The organism is Marinobacter similis (assembly GCF_000830985.1).
GTDB classification, from domain to species: domain Bacteria; phylum Pseudomonadota; class Gammaproteobacteria; order Pseudomonadales; family Oleiphilaceae; genus Marinobacter; species Marinobacter similis.
The window spans coordinates 2,608,433-2,632,472 of record NZ_CP007151.1 but is presented as its reverse complement, the minus strand read 5'-3'; the positions used below and the strand labels follow the sequence as shown (position 1 = coordinate 2,632,472).

The 24,040-nt window shown below is 51.7% G+C and carries 22 protein-coding genes and 5 pseudogenes; 4 read left to right on the top strand and 23 right to left on the bottom strand.

What is annotated here, in order from left to right; all coding sequences use genetic code 11:
* Nucleotides 1-5 precede the first annotated feature (5 nt).
* The 17 genes and pseudogenes from rfbA to AU14_RS22900 all read right to left on the bottom strand — a co-directional run bounded on the left by rfbA (nt 6) and on the right by AU14_RS22900 (nt 14,908).
* A pseudogene (gene rfbA, locus AU14_RS12180) lies at nt 6-874 on the bottom strand (glucose-1-phosphate thymidylyltransferase RfbA).
* Nucleotides 875-1,723, bottom strand: a complete 849-nt coding sequence (gene rfbD, locus AU14_RS12175; protein WP_041341150.1) for a dTDP-4-dehydrorhamnose reductase — start codon at nt 1,721-1,723, stop codon at nt 875-877.
* The gene (gene rfbB, locus AU14_RS12170) at nt 1,720-2,772 is read right to left on the bottom strand and encodes a dTDP-glucose 4,6-dehydratase (protein ID WP_041341147.1); all 1,053 of its coding nucleotides are present in this window, start codon (nt 2,770-2,772) and stop codon (nt 1,720-1,722) included. Before rfbB ends, rfbD begins: the two co-directional genes overlap by 4 nt.
* A 404-nt stretch (nt 2,773-3,176) precedes the next feature.
* Nucleotides 3,177-3,641, bottom strand: coding sequence for a GNVR domain-containing protein (locus AU14_RS23415; RefSeq protein WP_330217896.1), 465 nt, complete (start codon nt 3,639-3,641; stop codon nt 3,177-3,179).
* A complete protein-coding gene (locus tag AU14_RS23410; protein ID WP_330217895.1) occupies nt 3,635-4,144 on the bottom strand; it encodes a Wzz/FepE/Etk N-terminal domain-containing protein in 510 nt (169 codons plus the stop codon). Before AU14_RS23410 ends, AU14_RS23415 begins: the two co-directional genes overlap by 7 nt.
* Nucleotides 4,144-6,639: an SLBB domain-containing protein gene (locus AU14_RS12160; RefSeq protein ID WP_041343948.1), complete on the bottom strand. Its 2,496-nt coding sequence runs from the start codon at nt 6,637-6,639 to the stop codon at nt 4,144-4,146. The genes AU14_RS23410 and AU14_RS12160 overlap by 1 nt, the downstream gene beginning before the upstream one ends.
* A gap of 147 nt (nt 6,640-6,786) precedes the next feature.
* A pseudogene (locus AU14_RS23900) lies at nt 6,787-7,860 on the bottom strand (capsule assembly Wzi family protein); the annotation flags it as partial.
* A gap of 585 nt (nt 7,861-8,445) precedes the next feature.
* On the bottom strand, nt 8,446-9,423 hold the full coding sequence (locus AU14_RS12155) for a hypothetical protein (protein ID WP_041341144.1): 978 nt from the start codon (nt 9,421-9,423) through the stop codon (nt 8,446-8,448).
* 46 nt (nt 9,424-9,469) lie between these two features.
* Nucleotides 9,470-10,474 (bottom strand): LPP20 family lipoprotein, encoded by a 1,005-nt coding sequence (locus AU14_RS12150; RefSeq protein ID WP_041341141.1) that lies wholly within the window; start codon nt 10,472-10,474, stop codon nt 9,470-9,472.
* Complete coding sequence (locus AU14_RS12145) at nt 10,467-11,045, bottom strand: transglycosylase SLT domain-containing protein (RefSeq protein WP_158498318.1); 579 nt, start codon at nt 11,043-11,045, stop codon at nt 10,467-10,469. Before AU14_RS12145 ends, AU14_RS12150 begins: the two co-directional genes overlap by 8 nt.
* A 110-nt stretch (nt 11,046-11,155) precedes the next feature.
* A complete protein-coding gene (locus AU14_RS12140) occupies nt 11,156-11,932 on the bottom strand; it encodes a murein transglycosylase domain-containing protein (protein ID WP_041341137.1) in 777 nt (258 codons plus the stop codon).
* A gap of 3 nt (nt 11,933-11,935) precedes the next feature.
* The gene (locus tag AU14_RS12135; RefSeq protein WP_148312744.1) at nt 11,936-12,523 is read right to left on the bottom strand and encodes a hypothetical protein; all 588 of its coding nucleotides are present in this window, start codon (nt 12,521-12,523) and stop codon (nt 11,936-11,938) included.
* A gap of 27 nt (nt 12,524-12,550) precedes the next feature.
* Nucleotides 12,551-13,240: an ETEC_3214 domain-containing protein gene (locus tag AU14_RS12130; RefSeq protein WP_148312743.1), complete on the bottom strand. Its 690-nt coding sequence runs from the start codon at nt 13,238-13,240 to the stop codon at nt 12,551-12,553.
* 70 nt (nt 13,241-13,310) lie between these two features.
* Nucleotides 13,311-13,541, bottom strand: a complete 231-nt coding sequence (locus AU14_RS12125) for a hypothetical protein (RefSeq protein ID WP_041341130.1) — start codon at nt 13,539-13,541, stop codon at nt 13,311-13,313.
* Between the two features lie 109 nt (nt 13,542-13,650).
* Nucleotides 13,651-14,136, bottom strand: a complete 486-nt coding sequence (rfaH, locus tag AU14_RS12120) for a transcription/translation regulatory transformer protein RfaH (protein ID WP_052472033.1) — start codon at nt 14,134-14,136, stop codon at nt 13,651-13,653.
* Nucleotides 14,133-14,435, bottom strand: a complete 303-nt coding sequence (locus tag AU14_RS22905; RefSeq protein WP_269079049.1) for a 3'(2'),5'-bisphosphate nucleotidase CysQ family protein — start codon at nt 14,433-14,435, stop codon at nt 14,133-14,135. The genes rfaH and AU14_RS22905 overlap by 4 nt, the downstream gene beginning before the upstream one ends.
* A gap of 5 nt (nt 14,436-14,440) precedes the next feature.
* The gene (locus tag AU14_RS22900) at nt 14,441-14,908 is read right to left on the bottom strand and encodes a 3'(2'),5'-bisphosphate nucleotidase CysQ family protein (RefSeq protein WP_269079048.1); all 468 of its coding nucleotides are present in this window, start codon (nt 14,906-14,908) and stop codon (nt 14,441-14,443) included.
* A 116-nt stretch (nt 14,909-15,024) separates the two neighbouring features.
* On the opposite strand from AU14_RS22900, the pseudogene AU14_RS12110 reads away from it, so the two are divergent.
* Nucleotides 15,025-16,385: pseudogene (locus AU14_RS12110) on the top strand (MBL fold metallo-hydrolase RNA specificity domain-containing protein).
* 1 nt (nt 16,386) lies between these two features.
* Here AU14_RS12110 and AU14_RS12105 read toward each other — a convergent pair.
* From AU14_RS12105 to AU14_RS12085, 6 genes are all read right to left on the bottom strand, one after another.
* The gene (locus AU14_RS12105; RefSeq protein WP_041341128.1) at nt 16,387-16,839 is read right to left on the bottom strand and encodes a pilin; all 453 of its coding nucleotides are present in this window, start codon (nt 16,837-16,839) and stop codon (nt 16,387-16,389) included.
* Nucleotides 16,840-16,912: 73 nt separating this feature from the next.
* A complete protein-coding gene (locus AU14_RS12100) occupies nt 16,913-17,305 on the bottom strand; it encodes a hypothetical protein (RefSeq protein ID WP_041341126.1) in 393 nt (130 codons plus the stop codon).
* The gene (locus AU14_RS23895) at nt 17,275-17,706 is read right to left on the bottom strand and encodes a Wzy polymerase domain-containing protein (protein ID WP_407942800.1); all 432 of its coding nucleotides are present in this window, start codon (nt 17,704-17,706) and stop codon (nt 17,275-17,277) included. Before AU14_RS23895 ends, AU14_RS12100 begins: the two co-directional genes overlap by 31 nt.
* Nucleotides 17,619-18,716: an O-antigen ligase family protein gene (locus tag AU14_RS12095; RefSeq protein ID WP_158498317.1), complete on the bottom strand. Its 1,098-nt coding sequence runs from the start codon at nt 18,714-18,716 to the stop codon at nt 17,619-17,621. The genes AU14_RS23895 and AU14_RS12095 overlap by 88 nt, the downstream gene beginning before the upstream one ends.
* A 4-nt stretch (nt 18,717-18,720) precedes the next feature.
* Nucleotides 18,721-20,088 (bottom strand): O-antigen ligase family protein, encoded by a 1,368-nt coding sequence (locus tag AU14_RS12090; RefSeq protein ID WP_148312742.1) that lies wholly within the window; start codon nt 20,086-20,088, stop codon nt 18,721-18,723.
* An 83-nt stretch (nt 20,089-20,171) separates the two neighbouring features.
* Nucleotides 20,172-20,636 carry a pilin gene (locus AU14_RS12085; protein ID WP_041341116.1) on the bottom strand — a complete coding sequence of 155 codons (465 nt, stop codon included), beginning with the start codon at nt 20,634-20,636 and terminating at the stop codon, nt 20,172-20,174.
* An 88-nt stretch (nt 20,637-20,724) separates the two neighbouring features.
* Between AU14_RS12085 and AU14_RS19380 the strand changes: the two genes are divergently transcribed.
* The 3 genes and pseudogenes from AU14_RS19380 to AU14_RS12075 all read left to right on the top strand — a co-directional run bounded on the left by AU14_RS19380 (nt 20,725) and on the right by AU14_RS12075 (nt 23,985).
* Entirely contained in the window at nt 20,725-21,027 is a 303-nt protein-coding gene (locus AU14_RS19380) for a hypothetical protein (RefSeq protein ID WP_148312741.1), read from the top strand.
* Nucleotides 21,028-21,048: 21 nt separating this feature from the next.
* A pseudogene (gene pilB, locus AU14_RS12080) lies at nt 21,049-22,760 on the top strand (type IV-A pilus assembly ATPase PilB).
* 2 nt (nt 22,761-22,762) lie between these two features.
* A pseudogene (locus AU14_RS12075) lies at nt 22,763-23,985 on the top strand (type II secretion system F family protein).
* Nucleotides 23,986-24,040 lie beyond the last annotated feature (55 nt).

The window sequence follows — 24,040 nt, the reverse complement described above, 5'->3', positions numbered from 1 at the left end:
GCCGCTCATTTGGTTTTGACTAGCTTCTTCAAGTACTCGCCATAACTGTTCTTTTTGAGGTTTTCAGTCTCTGCTAACAGCTGCTGCTCGCCAATAAAACCCATGCGATAGGCGATTTCTTCCAAGCAGGCAATTTTCAACCCCTGACGCTTTTCTAAGGTCTCGATAAAACTGGCGGCGTTATGGAGGGAGTCAAAGGTGCCGGTATCCAACCAAGCAAATCCTCGACCGAGAAGCTGTACGTTCAAATCGCCTCTGTCCAGATAAGCTTGGTTGACGCTGGTGATTTCGAGCTCGCCACGCTCAGAAGGCTGCACCTGCTTGGCGATCCCTACTACGTCATTGTCGTAGAAATAGAGGCCCGTGACTGCGTAATCAGATTTTGGATTGGCGGGTTTCTCTTCGATAGAGATGGCGCGCTGATCGTCATCAAACTCGACCACCCCGAAACGTTCGGGGTCCGTGACCTGATAACCGAAGACAGTTGCACCTCTTTCTCGTGATGCGGCGGCTTGAAGCAACTTGCTGAGGCCCTGACCGTAATAGATGTTATCGCCCAGCACCAAGCAGACGCTGTCTTTCCCAATGAAGTCTTCACCAACAATAAAGGCCTGGGCCAGACCGTCTGGGCTGGGTTGTGAAGCGTAGGTGAGATTAATGCCCCATTGGCTACCGTCATCTAGGAGGCGCTTGAAGCATCCTGATCTTCCGGTGTAGTTATGACGAGGATGTCCCGTATCCCGGCCAGCATGAGGACGGACAAGGGATAATAGATCATTGGTTTGTCGTACACCGGGAGGAGTTGCTTGGAGATGCCTCTCGTGATTGGGTACAAACGTGTGCCGGAGCCGCCGGCCAGTATGATTCCTTTCATTTAATCCTCCAGATATTCATGCAATGTCAATTCCAGTTGGCTTTGCCAGTCTGGTAGCCGGATACTCAGGGCTTGTTCCGCTTTAGTTGTGTCCAGTCGCGAGTTCAGCGGCCTTTTAGCGGGCGTCGGGTAGTCGCTGGTGGGGATGGCGTTCGTTTTGACTTTCTCCCCTGCCAGCCGAAATATTTCCTGTGCGAAACCTTCCCAGCTTGTTTCACCGCGAGGAGCAAGGTGGTATAGCCCCTTTGCCAACTGACCGTAAACGGCCAAAGTGGTCACCTGAGCAATCAACCTTGCTGGAGTCGGCGCGCCAATCTGGTCCGACACTATGTTGAGATCGGTTTTACTTTGCGCCAGGCGCAACATGGTTTTCATGAAATTATTGCCACGGGCACTGTAGACCCAGCTAGTGCGGAAGATGAGATAATCCACGCCGCTTTGTTCGATGGCCTGGTCACCCTTGAGTTTGGTTTTGCCGTAATAACTCAGGGGGTCAGTAGGACTGGTTTCCTGCCACGGGGTTTCACCACTGCCTGGGTAGACGTAATCGCTGCTGTAATGAACCAGGCGTACGTTGTTGGCGGCTGCGTATTCAGCTAACTGTTTGGGCAGCCCCGTGTTAAGGCGCTCGGCTTCAGTGCGCTTATCTTCCGCTGCGTCTACGACTGTCCAAGCGGCGGCATTTACAATCAGGTCTGGGTTTGCATTGGCGAGGAAGTTGGTTACGGCCCGTTCGTCCATCAGGTTTAACTCTTCCCTACCCGGGGCGTTGATGGTGCCAAGGGGGGAGAGGGTGCGGTGGAGTTCGAAACCGACTTGGCCAGTTTTTCCTAACAACAGAATATTCATGTGCTAGCACCCAGTCGTTGGCGTTGGTAACTGCCATCTTGAACACGTTTGCACCAATCGAGGTTGTCTAGATACCACTGGACAGTTTTTCGAATACCTGTTTCGAAGGTTTCTTCCGGGGTCCAGCCGAGTTCTTCCTCAATTTTGCTAGCGTCTATGGCATAACGCAGATCGTGACCTGGACGATCGGTGACGTGAGTAATAAGGTCACGATACAAATTGGCAGAGGGCACTAATTTCTGTAGCCAATCGCAAATGAGCTGCACCACTTCGATATTCTGCTTCTCATTGTGGCCACCGATGTTGTAGGTTTCCCCTACCACACCTTTCTTTACGACTCTATAAAGAGCTCGTGCGTGGTCCTCGACGAAAAGCCAGTCGCGAACCTGCGTCCCTTCTCCGTAGATCGGAAGCGGCTTGCCTTCAAGAGCATTAAGAATCACCAGGGGAATGAGCTTCTCCGGGAAATGATAAGGACCGTAATTATTGGAGCAGTTAGTGACCAGCACAGGCAGGCCATAGGTCCGGTGCCATGCTCTCACCAAGTGATCAGAGCTGGCTTTACTGGCGCTGTAGGGGCTGCTCGGTGCATAAGAGGTTGATTCGGTGAACAGTTCTTCTGTTCCCTCCAGATCGCCATACACTTCATCGGTTGAGATGTGATGAAACCGGAAGTTGTTTTTCTTGGCTTGGTCCAATTGCGCCCAATACTTCTTTGTCGCTTCCAGAAGCGTGTAGGTACCGACGATGTTGGTTTCGATGAATGCAGCGGGCCCATCAATAGAACGATCCACATGGCTTTCGGCTGCCAGGTGCATAATGGCGTCCGGCTGGTACTGGGCCAAGACGCGATCGACCTCAGCGCGGTTGCAGATGTCGACCTGCTCAAAGCTGTACCGATCACTCCCACTTACTTCGGCGAGACTCTCAAGGTTGCCTGCGTAGGTAAGCTTATCGAGGTTGACCACTTCATCGGCCGTATCATTAATGATGTGTCGGATGACGGCAGAGCCTATAAAGCCGGCTCCACCTGTTACCAATAGTTTCATTTGGGTGCCTGACGAGGTTGCATCAGAGTGAAGCGCGACCGCTCCTACTGACTTGTTGTCTAAATTTGGAAAATGGCATTCTTAAGCTGGAAACTGGCTTTTGATCGCTATCAGTGAGAATGTTTGGAAAGCACTTTGCCAAAGCTGGAAATGAGCCTAATGGGTTTCCAGAGCTGGAAACAAGCTTTGTACGGCAATTCCTTCTACTTTGCGGAAACAGGCTTTCCAATGACGGAAATCCTAAAACTTAACCATTTGATCTTTCAAGAATTTCCAAAACCGATAAGGGTCGCTTATCGGTTCTCTATTGCTGTCCGTCACTTTATTCAAGCGGGCCCAAGCGTTACGCGTGTCCGCTTGGGCTGCAGCCCAAGTTCGAGCAATTAACTCGCTCTAAACTCGTTTTAGTGCTCTTCAGTGTCCGGCTCTTTTTCCGATCGAATGAATGCTCGTACGAATACGAAAAAGACCCCAAGCATGCCACCAAGCATCGTGGCCACGATGACAATAAGAGCTCGTTTGGGTTCGCTTTTTTCCTGAGGGACGATGGCTGGGTCTACGGTTTTAAAGACGTACTCGTCTCGAGCATTTGCCAGCATCACCGTGCGAGTTTCGCTTTCTATGAGCTGATAGAACACCTGCTGCATACCGGAGATGTTAGTTTCACTCAGTTTGTCTTCAAGGTACGCAATGCGCGCTTCAGCTTCTTCGACATCTTGCTGACGCATGTGTTCGTTGATGTCGTGCACCAATTTTTCAGCCCAACCTTTTGCCGTTACGGGCGATTGGCTTTTAACACTGAGGGTGACCATGCCAGTTTCGTCATTACTGGACAGGCTGAGGTGGCTTTCTTTGAATTCTTTTACCATGTCCCAGCTGGTAGCTTGAGGCTTTTTGCTTCTTCATCTTTAAGCCATTCGCCGCTGTCGGGGTTGTAGAGCTCACGGTCGATGACCCACGTTTGTTTCTCCCCATCCCAGGCTTCGGTAGCCATGAGGGGTATGATCAGTTCGTGGCGGTCGATGAAATCACTGAGAAACGCGTAGGATTGCAGCACCGCTTTGGCCATCACCGTCTGGTTGTCGCCGCCACCGCCAAGATTGATGCCCGCCAGGCTTGCCAAGCCGCCGAGCTGACCACTAATGCCGCTCACGCCCCCTTCGTCCTGGGTGGGAGCGAGAAGAACACTGGCCTGATAGATGTTGGGTTTATTGAGTGCGTAGAACACGCCCGCCAGTGCGAATAGGATTGTGGTGGCTACCACAATCCACTTTCCCCTCCACAGGGTCGCAAAAAGCTCCCGCAGATCGATTTCGTCGTCAGGGTATGCCTGAACTCCAGGCGTTTGCGGTGTCCGCTCATATTGGCTCATCACAGGTTCCCCACTGCGGCTGCGCCCAGAGCCATCTGGTAAACAATCTGGCTGACGTTGGTCCAGAGCTCCAGCTGATTCAGACGATCCACATCGATTGGCATAATAACCGTGTCACCTGGCTCCAATTTCTGGCTCCGGCCGCCAAACCACCGGCTCTCTTCCGGCAGCATTACTGAGCCGTCTGCTTTTACAACATACACTCGGCTCTCATCGGCCTGGCGAGTGGGCCCGCCGGAGCGCTCGAGATAGTCATCTACGGTTAAGCTGGCTTGATGCAGATGGCTGGTAGGGAATTGCACCTCGCCAAAGACCGTAACGGATTGGGGAATGGTTGGTACGGTAAGGGAGTCGCCGTCCTGTAGGCGGATGGCCTGATAGTCTCCATCATTTAATACTGCTTCAAGATCCACCACCATGCGACCGACCGGCCGGCTACGCTGGACGTCACCAAGCAGGTCTTCAACTTGCTGTACCCGGTCAGCGCTTTGACCGCCTACCCCATCGCCTTCCAACTGCACGCCAAGTAAGTCGCCTTGCAGGCGTTCTTCGGCTTCCCGTAACCGCTGGGCTTCCAGCTGTCGTAGTTTCGCCCGGGTAAACACAGCGCCTCTAGGGAAAGCGTTGTCAGTCAGGCCGCCGGCGCGCTCAATAACCTGCTTTAGGGTTTCGCCATCGCGGAAGGTGTATTGGCCGGGGTAACGGACCTCGCCTTCCAGCTCAATGGTGCTGGTTTTCGCGAAATCCGGTATGGATTTGATCAGGATTCTGTCTCGGCTCTGGAGCGTGAGGTTGCCATTACCGGCCATCGCATCTTCCAGGTTTACGTTGAGGATATTCGTTTTTCCAATGCCGTTTTCATCCGCGGTATAGCGGGCGACTTCGGCGTGATAGAGAGAGGCCGAGTCTTTCAGGCCACCCGCCACAAAAATCGCATCTGAAAGCTGGCGCGAGGCCGGCAGGGGATATTCACCGGGATACCTTACAGGGCCAGTGATGCGAACGGTTTTTTGTGGGGAAGACGGGGTAGCCTGGCTCTTCAGCCGCTTGAGCACAGGGGTGAACAGGCTTGCCCTTGTGTAGTTTCGGCCTTCTTCGCCACCTTGCACTTTTCCCGCATCAGAGAAGAATAACAGCTGGTCTTTCTCATGCAGCGGGATATCGAATTCGCTGCCGGGGTTTTGTACCGCTTTTCTCAGGCGCAGGTTCAGTACGGAGACTCTGTCTGTCGCTTTGTCCGTGCGCACGATGGCTGCGTAGCGCTTGTCTGCAACGGGGGTAAGGTCTGCGTTCAGGTTTTTGATCACTGAACTTACCCGCATACCTGGCATCCAGGCAAAACGACCAGGTCGGGTTGCTGCCCCACTGATCTCGACATACTGCCCTGTGATGTCAGAGATAGAGGGAATAGAAACCGTGTCACCCGCTTGAATTCGCGCGTTTTTGCCTTTTCGGGCGGTGTAATCGGCCTCGGTGATAATGCGCAGGAAATCGTCGTTGGTGCGCTCTATGTTAATTCGTTGGGGGTAGGCCTGGGGCGTAAGGCCGCCAGCCATTTGAACCAGGTCTGCCAGAGTTTCTTCATTGCTCAGTTCATAAAGCGCTGGGCGGTATACCTCGCCCTTTATGCCTACGCGATTGCCGACCGGCGGAATGAAGATTACATCGCCCGGCTGCAAACGAGTGTCGTCGGAGCTATCGCCCTTGAGCAGTAGGTCGTAAAGATCCAGTGTGCCAACCAGCTTTCCGTTACGCTTGTGCTGGAGGTTTCGCAGGGAGCCGTTTAACTTGATGCCACCGGAAACATACAGGGCGTTGGTAATGGTTGAGAGAGAGCTGACTGAGTAAGAGCCGGGGTTGCGGGCTTCACCGAGAACGAACACCCGCATGCTGCGCAGCTCGCCCAGAGAGACACTGACCTGAACGCCAATGTATTGCTCGGAGACCTTTGTGGTGATCTGCTGCTTGGCTTCATCAAAACTCAGCCCCGCCACGCTCATGGGGCCGGACTGGGGGAAGCTGATGGTGCCATCACGGCTGATGGGCAGCTCCAGATTCTGGTTTTCTTTGCCCCAGAGTTGAATTCTCAATACGTCGCCTGGGCCCAGGGTGTATTCGGAAGGGATCGGAATTTCAGTTACCGGAGCAAAGGTGGTTGGGCTGCCCCTGAAAAGGTCGTAGCCATACGGCTTGAGGCCGCCGTTTTTGGCCGCGGTTTTCTGTTCCTGCTGCTTTTCTTCCTGAGCTTGCCCCTTCTCTTCCTCTGGCATCCTAGATACAGGCTCTACTACCTGCACTTCCCGAGGGCGCCGACTCTGCTGACCGGCGGAACTGAGGCTATCGAGATCAATACCATATTGGCTGGCCAGAGCTTCTTGCTGGCTTTTTGGTAGGGATTTAAATTGCTCAATCTGGGCGGGTGTAATGGATTGAGAATGAGCAGCGAAAGCTGGCAACAACAAAAGCGCCAGGATCAGTTTTTGTTTCAGATTCACGGGTTTCAGGTCCGGTTGATTTTGCAGAGTTTCAGAATCGGTAACGCCAGGAGCGGAGAGCGCCCATCGGTCTTTCTCGCCCCCAACCAATTGCACTTTTTTATCGGTAACGCTGGCTTTGAGATTCAACCAACCATTCATTACCTCGGTACCATAGCTGGTTTCAAGCACAGCAATGTCTTGGGCGTTGGTTGGTAGGTAAGCAAATACGTCGGGATCAGTAACCCTCGCACCGGGCACTCCATCCTTGTTCAAGCGAGCGGCGGTAAGGTTAAGCCCGACATTGCTGCCATCAGGGAGGAAGTTGAACACACCGAACGTTAGGGCTTCCGCGTCTCCATCTACGCTGGCTCCCATGCTACGGCCATAGTAGTGATAGCCAGTTTGATACCGAAAGTGGTCATACGTGATGTTGGGCATTGGGTCGCCCAGTACATCATCGGCCAGGGTATTGGCGTATTCCAGGAACCACTGCTGTTCGTGGGTAAACAGCGAGCTTGTCCAATCGGCACCGAAAAGCCAGGATTTTCGGGCCGGGAAGGCGCCAGCTTCGTCCTCCCCCATCATTTGGGTATATATGCCCATGCTTTGATCGCCCACAGCAAAGCCGTAGCGAATATCAACGCTTCCGAGCTGATTGCCGGGATCATTTTCCGCGCCATCTTGGGAATTATCCCGCCCAATCAGAATATCCCACACGGTGGAGGCATTTTCCGGCCGTCCCTCACCGCCAAACATGAGGATCCTGGACAACCCAACATCCAGACCGGCGATCGGCCGAAATCCAAAACGCATTCCGATTAGCTTTGTATCGGGCACCACGCGGTCGCTTTCGAGCTGACCTGCAAACACGCTGAATTGCCACGGCCCGATCCAATCAAGCCACTCGGATTGCGGAGCGGTTGTTTCATTCCGGTTAAGCCACACCGAAGGCAATGGCCGGGCATTGTTCGACAGAATAAGACTATGCTGCCAGCCCGGTCCCCACCAGCGATCAATGGCCCCCGCACCCAGAACCCAATTGTTCACAGTAGCGGCCAGATAACTACCATCAAACCTGAGTTTCTCGTCGTCTTCTGGGTTAGCTGCAACAGAGGGGTTTACGCCGATGGCCCAATAGTTACCCTGCCATTGAAGATCCAGGCTCAATACTCCTGGCTGTTCAGCCTGTTCACCAAAACTTGTCAGAAAGGCTGGCTCAGTGCTTCCTGATAGAGCCATTTCAGCGCGGAAACCGGGCTGGGCGACTTGTTCCATCTCAAATCGCAAATAGGCGTAGCTTCAGTTACCGATCGATCTTGCGCCAGTGAAGAACGGTCGACCCCGCTGTTTATATCCGCCCATGATACCGGCCAAGTGGTTGCGACTCTGTCGAAGTGGCTCTATCTGCCAGTTTTTGCAGAGCGTACCTTGCACGGACATCCCCGGGCTCAATCCAGGGTGAGGCCATCGCTGAAAAACTGTTCAGGCACGCTACCGCCCCACCGACCAGGGTCCAGTGTTTTAAGGTCATAGTTTTCTGGTTGTCTGAGTTACGTCAGGGGACTGGCAACAGGAAGGGAAGCTCTGCCCCCCAACTAATGCCTGTCGGTAGATGAATGTACTGCTTCAGGAGCGGGGAGATTCTACGGTATCAGGCATGACAAACCAATGACCAAACGGCCAACACACGGGTTTTGCGGTGGTACGGAGGTAAAGAGTTGTAAAAGGATTCGAATTGCAACTATTACTACGAGAACAAAAAACTGGGGCCAGATGAAACGCTCACCTGGCCCCGAAGTTAGCCGACCGGTTTGGCAAGGCCGCCTATTTCATGCCCAGCGTCTGATCCAGCTTGCAGCCCATGATGGAGCAACTGTGGTCCACGCGCACTTCATCACCAATGCGAACACGGGAAATCGTTTCCTCGTCTACAACTACAAACGCACCACTTTGTACGAGGGGCGTTGCAATCTTGCCCTCGCCTATCGGATAGCGATCCCCTTCTTCGGTGACATTAATGATGCGCACACCTTTGCCCTCTTTTGCGCCAATCGCTTTGGTCAGAGTGGTTTTCAGGATGTATTTGCCTTCAGCGGTTTCAAAGCCATGCAGAACGTAGCCGGTGGGAGCTAAAAAAGCCTTGAGCTCTTCCTGAATTTCATACACGGCGTCTTCCGCTGCCCGGCGAACAAGACTGGGACCACCCTTGCTGCAGTTGGAATTGCGAGCATCTTCGGACGCTGAGGTACTGCCCGTTCCTCGCAGAGACTTCACCCGCTTCAGTTCCGGTACAGTGTAAACATCCACCGACAGGCCAACACGGCTTGCATAATTGCAGCTCGCCGGGGTTACGTGGGTTTTACCGTCATCGTCAGTCCAGCGGCTGGCTTCCTTAAACTCGGCGCCAAAGCTGGCGCCCGTCACGGTTGTGCGCACAGCATAATCTGCTACCGGGGCACCCTGGTAAGCACCCGCGCCACCCATCTCTGCACGAATGACTTCGTCTTTCAGCTTGGCAGCGAGATTACGGTCAACCAGTTCCGCTCCAGCTTCATTAATATAGCCGTCCAGTGCAAACTGGATGGAGCTGCCGGCCTCGGATTCCTTGGCAACCTTTGCGTTGGAGGTGTCTACCTCAAAGATGACCACTTTGCTGGTGACAGCGCCGCCTGGTGATGGATTAGTTACCGAAAGCGGTAGCTGGACTCGGTTATCCAGGTCTCTCGGATTCACTTCAACCGTGGCACAACCGCCGAGACTCAGACTGGCCACAACACCCAGCCATAGGGACTTTTTGATCATCTAGATTTCTCCTTTTGGTTTTAACAAGACTCGTGACGACTCAACATCACGTCCCTTTGTGCATGTTTAGAGCACGCCATACGCCTCGCCCTTTCACCTCGTCGGCAATTTGGCGGTTTGCGGTTTTCCGCGCCGACTCGTGATCCGACAGTGAGCTTGCGGCTGCCTGGTAGCGGGCCGAGGAAATTTCACTGCCCCGGCTGTCTTCCAGGGCCACAACGGTATGCAGCTGGACGTGGTATTCGTCGAATATTTCCCGCTTGGTCGGGGCGCCGGAGATGACGATTCGACCGTCATAGTGAGCCCCGGACCGCCCTGCCTCGGCGTGCAGCCCGAGTTCAAGCAGCATAGTAAGGACGCGCTCTCCGATCTCGGGGGTGTACCTGTCCCAGGACACAGCCAGCGTCAGGTTTTGCTGCAGCCGCTCACGCTCAGCCAGCAGCTCTTGGTAACGGGCAACCCGATGCTCTCGGAGGCTACTGTTCTGGCTTGCAGATTGCGCCAGGAAGGCTTTGTCAAGGGCTTCGGCGATGAGGGATTTCGCCAGTACCAGCCGATACAGGCGCTTCAGAGTTGAGCTGTTGTCGCTGTCAGAAAGCCGGGCCTCAATGTCGTTATCCAAACGATCCAGGTCGTTCAGGATGGAGGTCACCAACGCCTGTCGCTTCATTGACAGCAAAAGGAATAGCCTGTTGCCTACTTGAGCACTGTTTTCGGTTTGGTACTCGGAAAGGGCCAAGGCCTCAGTGGTGGTTCGCACTGTGTTGCGGGTGCTAGACACTTCCTGGCCATTTGCCAACCGGGTTTCCGTGAGCACATCCGAGGTCACCCGGGTTTCAAGCTTTCCGGCAATCACCGCCAGGGCATCGTCTCGAGCAGTGCGCAGCGCTGCGCCTTCACCCACCCCATACAGGGAGACAGCATTATCTGCCGGCGGATTGAGCACCCACTCTGGCAGCTGACCCACACCCTTAGCGGCGCACCCGGCCAGGAACAGGATCGGGAGAAACAATGCCACCTGAAAAACGACTTGCCACTGACGATCAGCCATTGCTCAAGGCCTCTGTGTAATTGCCCAGGCGAGCATTCACCTTCTGCAGGTAGTTGATCGTTTCCTCATAGGGCAGGTTTTGGAGCAGGTGTTCGTAAACTTGGCTTGAGGTCATTTTGTTGGCAATAGCGATGGCCGGGCGCAACCGCATCTTTTCACCGGTGAGCGCCAACGAAACATTGCCCGGCCCAGTATTGTAGGCTGCGATTGCGCAATAGAGCCGCGAAACCGGGTTTTCTATGCCTTTGAAATAGCGGTAGTACAAAATGTTAAAATAGGCAGCCCCCACCCGAATGTTGTTATCGGCGTTGTAGAGGTAAGACGGCGCAAGCAGCCTGGGCTTTCCGAACAGTTTTTCGGTGGCATCCTGGCCCGCGCTGGCGGGCACAATTTGCATCAACCCAAACGCTGGAATCGACGATTTCGCCATGGGGTTGAAGGCTGATTCGGTTTCGATGATGGCCAGAAGCAGTTCAGCGGACAGTCCAAATTCGCTGTTTTCTTTGTTCACAGCCGCAATGAATGGCCTTGCGCGAGCAGGCAACTGCTCATGCTGCGCCGGTTCAATCACACGGGTACTCCAGACATCTACATTTGGTTCGGGCTGGACACTTGGCTCCGCCTGAACTGACTTTGCAACTGCCAGGCGTTCGGACGGAATTTTTTCCGCTGGCCGTTTTTTCATTTCGACGGGCGCGGACGCTTTTGAGGCGGGCGCTTGGCTGGCGTAGGCTTTGGTTTCGGCACTTCCATCGTCTTATCTGGCTCTCCCGAGGTCAGCGGAAATACCCAGCTGACAACCGCCTGGCCATTCTGACTATTGGCGACTTTTTCGCCTGCCGAGAGCATTGCCTCGACGGCACTGGTCCATCGTGATTCAGCCACTCGCCCTTCACCGAACAGATAGGCCGGCAACACGGGGCTAGCATCATCCAGAGTCGCTGTTTCCAGGTGCTTAAACTGCCCAAGACTTTTCTCTTCAACTTCGCTGGCAACTTCATCTTGCTCAAAGGCGTCCCGACGGGTCATAGCCATCAATGCCTGCAGCATCTGACGCGCATTGTTTTTGGTGAACCCAACGGTCCCAAGCTGGTTCTCGGGTGTGGACCAGACAATCTTTTGACGCTCAAAGTCCACTACCCGTTTTATCCGATAGTCGTCTTCGTAATGCACCCACCGCGTTTTTGAGGATTGCTCGGGATCGGCCCACACATCTGAAATGCGCTTCTCGTACCGCGCGGTCACCTGATCATGGAGTTTGGCGAACTGCTGGAACTCCTCCTGAACTTGTGCCTTGTAGCTTGTGAAGCCTTCCCGACGGTTTTTCTTGAAATCCTCAAACCCTGAGCTCCCAGTGTAATGGTTGCTGCCCGCCTCCGTAGTGCTCAGGTTCTGAGCGGAGACCAAACCCGGCCAAGCCAACACGATCACCGATAATGCAAAACGAAGACGACTCATTCGTTAACCTCCCAGAGCGTCGTCCAGTTCCTCGGCGGCTCGCTTAGCCCGAAACTCCTGGTACAGCAGCGCTTCGTTGTCTGGCGACATTTGGCGATTGGAGCGATCAATAATTTGCTCGAAAATCTTGCGATTCTGCTCCGGAGCCATTACGACCATGCTGCAGAACCGAGTGGTTTCACCCGTACCCGGAATGTAATCAACGCGCTCCAAAATCGCGCCGTTTAGCATCTGATCCGTAACTTGCTTGGAAACGCTGGAGAAGGTCGAACCGGAAGCCGACTCAGCGCCGTTTTCCGTTTGATCCTGGTAGGTTTTTTCCATGGCTTGAACGCTTACTTGAATTTGCTGCGCCAGGGTGGCTCGGGCAAGAGCTGTGGACTTGGATTTGAGAATGCTCATGCTTGCGTTTGCCGGCACACACTCAGTCGCGGCCATGGCGCCCTCAGGAACCAGCTTGCCCGGGGTTATGACCCACGCAGGCAAACCGCTGGTGGAGCTTTGTTGTTCGGAAGGGGCATTGCCGGCACAACCGGCCAGCAATCCGGCCGTGAAGGCCGCCGTCATAAGTTTTAGGGTTATTCGAGTCATTTCGCACTCCTCGCGATTTTGGTGTTGTTACTGGTAAGCGGACAGGTAATGCCCAAGATCTGTCGGGCTAAGGATGGAATTTCGGATATCAGTAAGGCTAAGGCGGCCCCAGCCGAAGAGGTTCGGGCGCACTTCAGCACGAACCTGGTTTCGGTTGTTCTCTGTGGCTTCGCCCGTCAGCACACTTTTGTAGAGCGCGCTTAAACCGGCAGTCTCCATGCCCGAGCCATAGTTCACCCAGCCTGCATATGCCTTTTGATTAAGGGAGCCGCCGCCAAGGTTAACCAGTTCGAGGTATAAGGCGCTGTTTTTGGTCCAGTCCACAAGGAAAGCCCCTGGCATGCCCTTCATCTCCGCGAAGGTGAACTCGCCAAGCGGTCCACCCCAGCCCTCGAATACCTGCGGAGCAAACCCATCTTGCAGGCTGATCACGGTAAAGGCGGTTACTTCCCCTGATTGAACCAAGAGGGTAAGCAGATACTTTTTGTGGAAATAGTATTCGGCGCTTTGGCCTGCCCCGAGATCTTTGGTTACCTGAGGCATACCGAAGATCTCACGAGCGTAGCCTCGATCAATTCCAGCGCGAAGATAGGAGAGATCTTCGTATTCGGGCAGATTGGTGAACCTGGAGACGACTCTGTCTACGCTGTCCTCAACAATCATCACCGCTTCAGAGAAGTTTCCGAGGGCGATCACAGGCAACGATAGTGCTGCCACCCAGGTCACCATTTTTTGGCGAAAGCAGCTTTGGGAGTGTCGGGACCCCGCTCCCCTGCATCGCTCATCGTCAGTGCCCCTTCAGCTCATCAACGGCCTTGGAGACTCTCTCGGAGGCAGTATCCTTGGCATTATCAAGCTCCTCAGCGACGCGCTCGGAAGCATCATCGGCCAGATCGCGAGCACTCTGAACGAGGTCTTTGCTTTGGTCAGCAATATCGTCAATAGCGGATTCGGGGCTTTCGGAACACGCGGAGAGCAGGAGCAGAAACGCAATAGGGTAAAAACGGCAGTAAGACACGGCGACTCCTTGCTATAACTAACGTCCATGAAAATTTCGGAGCCAATAGTTACAGCATGGTCATGTCGCCGCAATAGTTACAATGTAAAACTTAGTAAACTATGAGATTTTATCTATCTGATTTTATAGCAGAAACGGGAACTGACACGGACTGCTGCTTCTGCATAAAGTTAATCAGCACAATTGCGCGCGTCTCCCCGTCATAGGCATGAAAGATGGCGCTGATTCCCTCAAACGGCCCTTCATGCAGCTGTACGGTCTTGCCGGGCTTGATACCGCCCCGCTCTGCAACCGACTCAAGGCTGTCTTTGATGTGCTGGATGACCTCGCCACTGATCGGAGCCGGCTTACCCGCGAAGCTCACAACTCTCTGGATGCCGCGGGTGGAGCGAAGCTTTGCCCACAGAGGATCGGTTTGCTCCAGGTTCACGAAAAGATAACCGGGAAACAGCGGCTCAAGCTTTTTAGTCCGCTTGCCGGCCTTAATGTTCTCTACGATGATGTTCGGGTAGAAACAGGCAATGCCCTGATTCTGAAGATGTGTCAGAGCGCGATTGCCCTGAGCGGGTTTGTGCTGCAGTGCGTACCATGTCATAGGCGAGGACTATACCAGTTTCCTGCTGCAATGAAATATGGGTTTAATACATCTTTCTTGCCGTATTTCAGTGGCCTGCCGTCGACAGTTCGAACCTTTCCACCGGCCGCGACCAGCACGGCCTGAGCCGCGCCCGTGTCCCACTCGCAAGTTGGTCCCATACGCGGGTAAATGTCGGCATGGCCCTCGGCAATGCGGCAGAACTTCAGCGAACTGCCGGCCTGCACCAACTCGTGCTCGCCGAGTTGATCGATAAACGTCCTGGTCTCAGGATTGAGGTGATTCTTGCTGGCCACCACGCGCTTTACATCCTTGGCTGCGCCACCTGAACTCTGTGAACTTTGCCCGTGCGATCACGCTTGTAGGCTCCCTCTCCTACCAAACCCCAAAAAGCCTCTTTCAGGGCCGGCGCAATGACCACTCCCATGATTGGTTCACCATCCTCAATCAGGGCAATGTTGACCGTGAATTCTCCAGTGCGCTGGGTAAAATCTCTCGTGCCATCAATCGGGTCGACCAGCCAGAATCTGCGCCAGTGCTTTCGCTCCTCCCAGGCGTTGTCTTTGCCCTCCTCCGAAAGCACGGGAATGTCGCGATTAATAATGCGCAGACCGCGAACGATGATGTCATGAGCCGCCGTGTCTGCTGCTGTGATGGGCGAATCGTCAGCCTTGTAGCTCACCTTGAAGTCTGACTGATAGATGTGCATGACTTTCTCGCTGGCCTGGTCAGCAATTTTGATGACGTCCGAAAGCATGGAGCTGTATTGCATGCAACTGGATTCCTGCGTCAGGTCAATTCGGGATCAATTTTCGGTCAAATGAGCTTTTCATCTGCCGCCAATTTTCTAAGCTCATAGTATCATCGATTGAAAAAAAGGATCCCATCGTGAAGCTTCGTTTCCTTGGTGGCACAGGAACGGTGACCGGTTCCCGCTATTTGCTCTCGGACGACAAGCACCGATTACTCGTGGACTGTGGCATGTACCAGGGCGTAAAAACCCTGCGCCGACGGAATTGGGCCCCGTTTCCCGTAGATCCGCATACCATCGACTCCGTAGTGCTAACGCACGCCCACATTGATCACTCCGGCTATCTTCCGGCCTTGGTGAAGAACGGCTTTAAAGGCACAATTTACTGCACCAAAGGCACCCATGAACTGTGCAAGGTTCTGCTGCCCGACGCTGGCTTTCTCCAAGAAGAAGACGCCAAGTATGCGTTCCGTAAAAAGTTCTCGAAACACGCGAAACCCGAACCTCTCTTTACCGAAAAAGACGCCTGGGAGGCTCTCAAGCATTTTCAGTCGCTGCACTACCATGAAACGTTTGAGCCGGTAAAAGGATTCCATGTCACGTTTACTCCTGCGGGACACATCCTAGGGTCATCCTGCGTTCATGTTCACCACAAGGCTGCCGATAGAACGGTCGTATTCAGCGGCGATGTGGGCAGGCAAAACGACATCATCATGCGGCCGCCAGAGCCAATTCAGAAGGCCGACGTACTGGTGTGTGAGTCTACCTACGGTGATCGGCTGCACAGTGAGGTTGACCCGGAAACCGAGCTGGCCACCATCATCAAACGGACTGCTGGCCGGGGCGGAATAGTTTTAATTCCAGCGTTTGCGGTAGGCCGCGCTCAGATGCTGCTTTACGTGATTCACAAGATCATGGGCGAAGGCCGCATTCCCAAGTTGCCTGTGTACCTCAACAGCCCGATGGCAATTAAGGCCACGGAGATCTTTTGCCGGCACCACAAGGAACATAAGCTCACCGCAGAACAATGTGGAACGATTGATGAAAACACCACGTTTGTTCGGAAGGTAGAGGAATCTATCGAGCTGGATGCCGCACGTTATCCCTGCGTGATTATTTCAGCCAGCGGCATGGCCAGTGGTGGGCGGGTGCTACACCACCTTAAAACACTTCTTCCCAATGAAAGAAACAGCGTCGTGTTTGCTGGCTTCCAGGCACCGGGAACGCGCGGGGATGCGCTCGTCAATGGCGCGGAATCTGTGAAGATTCATGCAAATACTGGCCAGTTAAAGCCGAGATCCACAATCTGGATTCGCTCTCAGCCCACGGGGATTACAACGAGATTCTGGATTGGCTGAGGCAGGGTTCACTCGAGCCGGCTAAGGTCTACGTCACTCACGGAGAGATGCTCGCAAGTGACGTAATGCGTAAAAGGCTTCGGGATAATTTTGGCTGGGAAACTAAGGTGCCGGAGTTGTTTGAGGAGGTGGAAATTTAGATCAAACTTCGCTGCATCCTTTGGGCATATAATCGGCCTGCCAGAGAGAGGCAGCGCTCGGATCCACTAGGCACTGCCATTCACCCATAAGCGATCGCTGAAGTCTGATTATGACGCCTTTAATCTTTGGATGCGCCTCGCCGCCAATGGTCACTTCGATGTGACCAGAACCGTCAATATTTGCCACTGCTATATCTACAGAAAAGCTTCCCGTGGTTAACTTCGAAGGCTCATAGCCAAGATCTGCGTTAGTAACCGTATCAGAGCGATGGACCTGGTTTTCGAATGCAGACCTATACCCCCCCACCTCCCCAACCACCCGATTTATTTGAGTTTTCATGACATATTTCCCATAAAATGGGATCGCAGTAACAGCCAGAATTCCGATAATTGCCACCACTATCATCAGCTCTATAAGCGTGAATCCTGCCTCTGGATCTTTAGTCAAAATCATTGCATCATCTGCCCGAAAAAATGTTGCCGAAGAAATACTAAAGCAGCACAAATCGCGCCAAAAACTTTACTGACTAATCTGTTCTCAACTTCCTTCTGTTATCCTCAGCAACAGAGGCGATATCCCTGCCCCAAACGGAAAGCCCCCTATCTGCACACTCAGCCAGCTGCCCCAGGCGCGTCGAATCAACACCCTCAACCCAAACCGCCTTTTCTATTATGATAGGCGCCGATCTGGGATACCGCTGAACCATCATCTCAACCATATCGCATGCCTCTTCCCACTGACTGTCTAAAATCAGCAAGGTCGATCTTCGCATCGCTACAAGGTCAAAAGGACGCCACTCCAGCATGCGCTCGACCTCTCTCAATTGAAGATTAAAGTTCATCATTTCAGGATCAAACTTTCGGTATCTGACAAGCGTTGCGTATTGACCTAGAAAGCGGTCGTTACCCAAAACAGCCAATGTTCGATAATCCTCTTCGTCTGGATTATCCTCACTCTGGATGGACAGGATCTTATGGCTTGGTTTGCCAAATTACCCGCCATACCAGAAAAAGAAATTAAAACCACTAATGAAAGCGCAGGCATCAGCTTCTTCGACGAAAGGCTCAGTGTGCGAACACGATAAAGCGGAGTGATGACCGCAATCAATACAAACAAAAACCACGGGTACCACAATGGAAATTCCACCATGCTATGCACAAAAATAAGCACTGAAATACCAAATAAAAAAACAAATTCTTTTCTTCCCTTTATAGAAAATAATTTTTTTGAAATTAAGAAGTTGCAACCAAAACAAATACAAGCCCGATCAGGCCAAGCTCTACAAAAATCATTGAATAGAGATTGTGAGAGTGAAGCCACGTTGATTGTTCCTTGAAATATTCCGTATGTATAACAGGAGCTTCGAAAGAGAAGAAGCCATACCTCCCAACTCCCTCTCCGAACATAATATGCGAAATTTTTCGGCTCTTAAGATGATTGTAAATCTTCAAGCTCTCACTTATACGCGGCGAATCAACCACTTCTCTCTCAAGCAGAGACACCCGGTCATAAGAATCTGTTTGAGAAGCCGCAGCGTTTTTATAATCAATAAGGGAATTAGAGATGATCGGTGTAATAACCATGGAGATCATTACCAAAGCTGCACCGATAAGGAGACTGTGCCCTTGCTTTCTCTGATTCTCAGTTCCCAAGCGAAACATGAATCCCCCCAGTAGTAGTGCTAAACATATATACGGGTAGTTAAGCCGAGATGCAGCCAAAGCCAAAGGCACACTAAACACAACAAACAACATCAGTTGCTTTTTTTTGGATAGACCCGAACCAGCTAAAAACGCCGTAGCGACAACCCCAAACCAAAGCGTCGTCGTGGTGAGATTTGGCTGGCGCCAAGCTCCCCTCAACCTTGAACCATCGGCGAATTCCAAACCCAGAAAACGCTGGACAATTCCGTAATACAAGAGTAACGAAATGATTGCGAAAGCAAGAACTCCATACAAAGCCGCCTTGGACAGCTCCAAGCAATAATCCTCTCGGCCCCCTGGGACACTCATTGATGAAACCGCTATGCTCCAACCCACAGAAACCGCGAGAATCAAACCAGACCAATAAATTGTGCTGTTCCCAATTCCTCCACCCCAGAGCAAAGAAAGCCCGCCAATGGCGCAAAGAATCAATGGGTATAAAATAAAGTTCGAAAAATCTAACTTTCCATCTTTTCCTCTTAAGAAGATTACTGAAACGAAAACGAGGCACCCAAGAAAAAGTGTAAATCCATCTGAGAACACCGAATTCAGTGGCCAGATATGAAAAAATGTCAATGAAGGGAGCAGAAACAATAACAGTAAACTATAACGGGTCAACGACTTCATATGGTTACTCACTATCCTCATTACCGACAAACCTTCCATGAATCCAGAAGCGTGGAGCCAATCCTATATGATTTATCTCCATATATTTAACAGCATCTTGCTTCGATGAATGCCACCAAGTATATGAAGGATATATAATAAAAATAGATAGCCAAAAAAGTAATAACGAAAGGTAATTTACGAGCCTGCCACGGCCAACCGCACAGCTACATTGTTTATTGGCATCAAGGCAAAACGCGAAATATATAGCTAAAACAGGAAAACCTACGATTTGCGAAACAGGGCTCGTAAAAACACCTGAAACACATGCGTGAACAAGCGCAGACAAAACTGAAAACTGCACACCTAGCTGCAAACCGGAGTCATTATGAGACAGGACATTTTCCTTTCTCCAAGCTCGAAAACTGAACCTGAAGAAAATAGCGACAACAGTAACGACGAAAAGCCAACCGTATTCTGAAGCCCAAGTGAAATATAAGCTGTGGGGGGTAGCATAGTAGGCATCAACTGGGATTCGGTAGCTATAGGCCAATGAGCCGACTCCGAAAGGAAAGTTCTCAAAACTCAACGATAGCGCGTATTCCCATAATTGACCGCGGCCCGAGCCCCCGGTTCTGAATATCTGATAATAACCAATCTGCTCAAATAAAGCTTTTGGAATGGCGATTACAAATATAAAATATAGGACAACCCCGGAAATGAAACTATAGACCCAAAACTTCCCTATATCCCAAAATTTTCGACGATAAAGTGCTAGCATAAAAAGAAAGGCCAAGCCTTGTGCCAGCATGCTGCCTCGGGCGGCAGAGCCAAGTAGGACCATGAACCAGAGACCAAGAACTACCCCCCCCCAAATCATAGCGACTCTTCTGCGGGATGCCAGCCGACTTTGCATAAGAAACAAACAACTACAGCACAGTGGAATTATCCAGGTTGCGATATGAGACCACATTCTAATGTTGTAAAAGCCGAAAGGAAGAAAATCGGTAACCTTCCCTCCTCCCTGCTGATACCAAAAAAGCAAACCCATGACTATCGTCAAGATATAAAGAGAAGCAAAACAAAATGCTACAACAACCAAAATACGGCTTTTTAATAGTATGGATGCAAAACTTCGATTCCTCGAAACCAATCCAGCAAAGAGCAAACTAACAAGCCAGTATTGAGCTTCAAAGATTGAATACACATATGGGGGTGATAAAGGAAAAAAATATGAACCAACGCCGGCCGTCACTAACATGGACACGACGACGACTTTGGGCACTTCACTACTGATGCAGAGGAACACCAGAATAACCGCAGGCAGAATTAACAAAAGCGACCAACGGACACCATCATAACCACTAAAAACTGGAGAGACGCTGTTAAACAAGCCAGGAAGAAAAAAAGCGACAAAAAAAAGAAGGAAGGCAAGGCCTTCCTTCTTTCTACTTCACACTCAAGCACTTCTTGATCTTAGTTGGACAGGGCACAACCAGTCGGAACGAACGAATCATCCCAACCACCAGTGCCTGGCGCGACGCGGCAAGTCCAAGTGCCACCGGTAGTGCGGGCAATTTCAATAGTTGCGCCAACAACCGCAGTGCTGGCTTCGTTGCCCATTACACCAGTGATTGTGCCTGCGCCAGTCGCGCCATCAAACGATACTGAAGGCTCGTTGTTGGTAAGCAAAGTAGACGACGTAAATCCGACAGAGTCAGCGTCGGTCAAAGAGGCTCCCTGACCACGCATCAAGCTTTCTTCTGCAGAAGTTTTGAGTGCAGAAAGCTCACCGTAAGCACGGTTCATCTGAGTCCGCGCAATGTAGTCCTGATACTGCGGAATCGCGATTGCAGCCAAGATGCCAATGATCGCAACTACGATCATCAGTTCGATGAGTGTAAAACCTTTCTGAGCATGATTAATTTGAATATTTTTCATTATCGACCTCATTGTTTGTCGTTGATCAACTCTAACCAGTCAGGGCTCAATGGAATCGTGCCCTATACCGCTGTTTTGAGCCTACGGAGTGCTAAGCATTGCGCGTGCCAACATCCAAAAAAACTGGAAAACTCTTAAAACGCCTTTGTTTTCAAGAGCAAATATTACTTACGAGGATCACGTAACGCATCCTAAACATTGCACTCTGCGTGTCCGGCAACGTCAGGTGGTGACTTTTTTTGTCACCTTCAAGGCTGCATTGCTTAAAAAGTCCGGAAAAACGGGGCGACAAAAGACGTTTAACTATGAGCGGGAATGTTGCGCCTTTCCAAAAGCCCGTCTGCCATCTAAACTCTCTCCAATTAACAAAATTTCAATTTCAGTAACTTAGGCTGCGCTCCTTACTTAATTTATGTCTACCAATCAAAGTAATATCACGCTTACCGGACTTGCAAGACGCTTCGTCGATGACGGACTTCTTGACGAGGCAGCTGCAAAGGATGCCTTCCTGCAAGCATCGCAGAATCGAATCCCGCTGATCACTTACCTCACCCAAAACAACCTGGCGGACAGCTCCAAACTAGCGTTTTCTGCTGCTATGGAGTTCGGAGTTTCGGTACTGGACTTAGATTCCTTTTTGCCTGAGATGATGCCGGAGAAAGCTGTCGACGAGAAGCTGATCCGGAAGCACAATGCCTTGCCTCTATACAAGCGTGGCAACCGACTATTCATAGCCGTGTCCGACCCCACCAACATTCAGGCGCTGGACGAGATCAAGTTCAACACCGGCTTAAGTACCGATGCGGTTCTGGTCGACGATGCCAAACTTCGTGGAGCCATCGACAAATATCTTGAATCGCAAGACACCACTATGGGCGATCTTGACGATGCAGACCTCGAAGGCGTCGAGACTGAAGGCGGCGAGCAGGAGGACGATGGCGCAGTCTCTGCGACCGAAGTTGACGACGCTCCGATCGTTAAATATGTCAACAAAATGCTGCTCGATGCCATACGTGGTGGCGCTTCCGATGTTCACTTCGAGCCGTACGAGAAAACCTACCGGGTACGGTATCGCACTGACGGCATTCTCAAGGAGGTATCCCGCCCTTCCATCAAGCTGGCTCCGAAAATTTCAGCACGCGTGAAGATCATGGCGCAGCTGGATATTTCTGAGCGCCGAGTACCGCAGGATGGCCGCATCAAGATGAAACTATCCAAAACCAAGGCCATCGATTTCCGGGTCAACACCCTCCCCACCCTCTGGGGCGAAAAAATTGTGCTGCGTATCCTCGACCCAAGCCAAGCCAAATTGGGCATTGATGTTCTGGGTTATGAAGAAGACCAGAAAGAGATGTACATGACTGCCCTTGAGCAACCACAGGGTATGATTCTGGTGACGGGGCCAACCGGCTCAGGCAAGACCGTTTCTCTTTATACCGGCCTCAACATACTGAACACTCATGAACGAAACATTTCTACCGCCGAGGACCCTGCGGAAATTAACCTTGAGGGCATTAACCAGGTTAACGTGAATACACGGGTCGGACTTGGTTTTGCTGAAGCCCTGCGGGCGTTTCTGCGGCAAGACCCGGATGTCATCATGGTCGGTGAGATCCGAGATCTTGAAACCGCGAACATTGCTATCAAGGCAGCCCAAACGGGGCACCTGGTTCTTTCAACCCTTCACACCAACAGCGCGGCTGAAACGCTAACGCGGATGATGAACATGGGTGTGCCGTCGTTCAATATTGCGACATCGGTAAGCCTGATCATTGCCCAACGCCTGGGTCGACGACTATGTAGCTGCAAGCAGGCGTCAGACATTCCCAAAGATGTGCTTTTGAAAGAAGGGTTCACACAAGAACAAATTGATACAGCTTCACGTTGTTCCGCCCGAACGGCTGTGATAAATGCAATGGTGGATACAAAGGCCGCGTCGGTATATACGAGGTGGTCAAGATCACCGACGAGCTGGCGAACATGATTATGGAAGAGGCCAGCTCCATTAAAATCGCACAGCAGGCTCAGGCCGAAGGCTTCAGAAACTTGCGTCAATCGGCACTTTTGAAAGTAATTGAGGGTGTAACGAGCCTTGAAGAAGCCAACCGGGTCACGAAGGATTAAGCATGGCAGAGAAAGCGCAAAAGCTGGAATCGTATGTTTGGGAAGGCAAAGACCGTAAAGGCAACAAATCCAAGGGTGAGCTTACCGGCTCTAACCTTGCCCTGGTGAAGGCGCAGCTTCGCAAACAAGGCATCATTCCCGACAAAGTTAAAAAGAAACCAAAACCTCTGTTTGGTGGAGGGAGCAAAAAGATTACGCCTTTTGACATTGCGATGCTGACCCGTCAGCTGGCTACAATGATGAAAGCGGGCGTGCCGCTGGTCCAAAGCTTTGACATAGTTGCAGATGGACTTGAAAACAAAGGGCTTCAAGAACTAGTAATGAGCATTAGGAACGACATTTCTTCAGGCACGAGTTTTGCCGGGGCTCTCCGAAAACACCCGAAGCACTTCGATGACTTGTACTGTAACCTCGTTGATTCTGGCGAAAAAGCTGGTGCTCTAGAGCAGATGCTTGACCGCATAGCGACGTATCTTGAAAAAACAGAACTGTTAAAAAAGAAAGTCAAAAAAGCAATGACTTATCCCATCGCTGTCGTCGTGGTTGCGATTATCGTCACTGCAATCCTGCTCATTAAAGTTGTGCCCCAATTTGAAAGCCTGTTCCAGGGTTTCGGCGCTGAACTTCCAGTGTTTACGCAATTTGTGGTCAAACTCTCGGAATGGATGCAGAGCTGGTGGTTTGTAGTTTTACTTGGAATCGTTGGCACAATATTCGTATTCAAGGAAGCCATTCGTCGGTCGCCAAAATTTTCTGACTTCGTTGATAAATATGTTTTGAAGCTTCCCGTAGTTGGCGAAATCCTTGACAAATCTGCGGTGGCAAAATTCGGCCGGGTTTTATCAACAACCTTTGCAGCCGGCGTCCCCCTTGTTGACGCTCTGGATTCAGTCGCAGGCGCTACAGGCAACGCCGTATACCGGGATGCTATCGACCGCATCAAGAACGATGTCTCGAGCGGCACGCAGCTTCAAGCCTCGATGCGTGAACAGGATATTTTTCCAGTGATGGCGGTGCAACTCACCGCCATTGGTGAAGAGTCCGGTAACCTTGATGAAATGCTGCAGAAGGTTGCAGAACACTACGAGGCCGTCGTTGATGACATGGTCGACAATCTGACCGCCCTGATGGAACCCATGATCATGTCCGTTTTAGGTGTTCTTGTAGCGGCCTCATTGTTGCCATGTACCTCCCAATCTTCCAGATGGGTCAGGTTGTAGGTTAATCACCCCTAGCTACCATGCCGGGCTACCCATCGTATCCCGGCCTTTCTCGTTTTA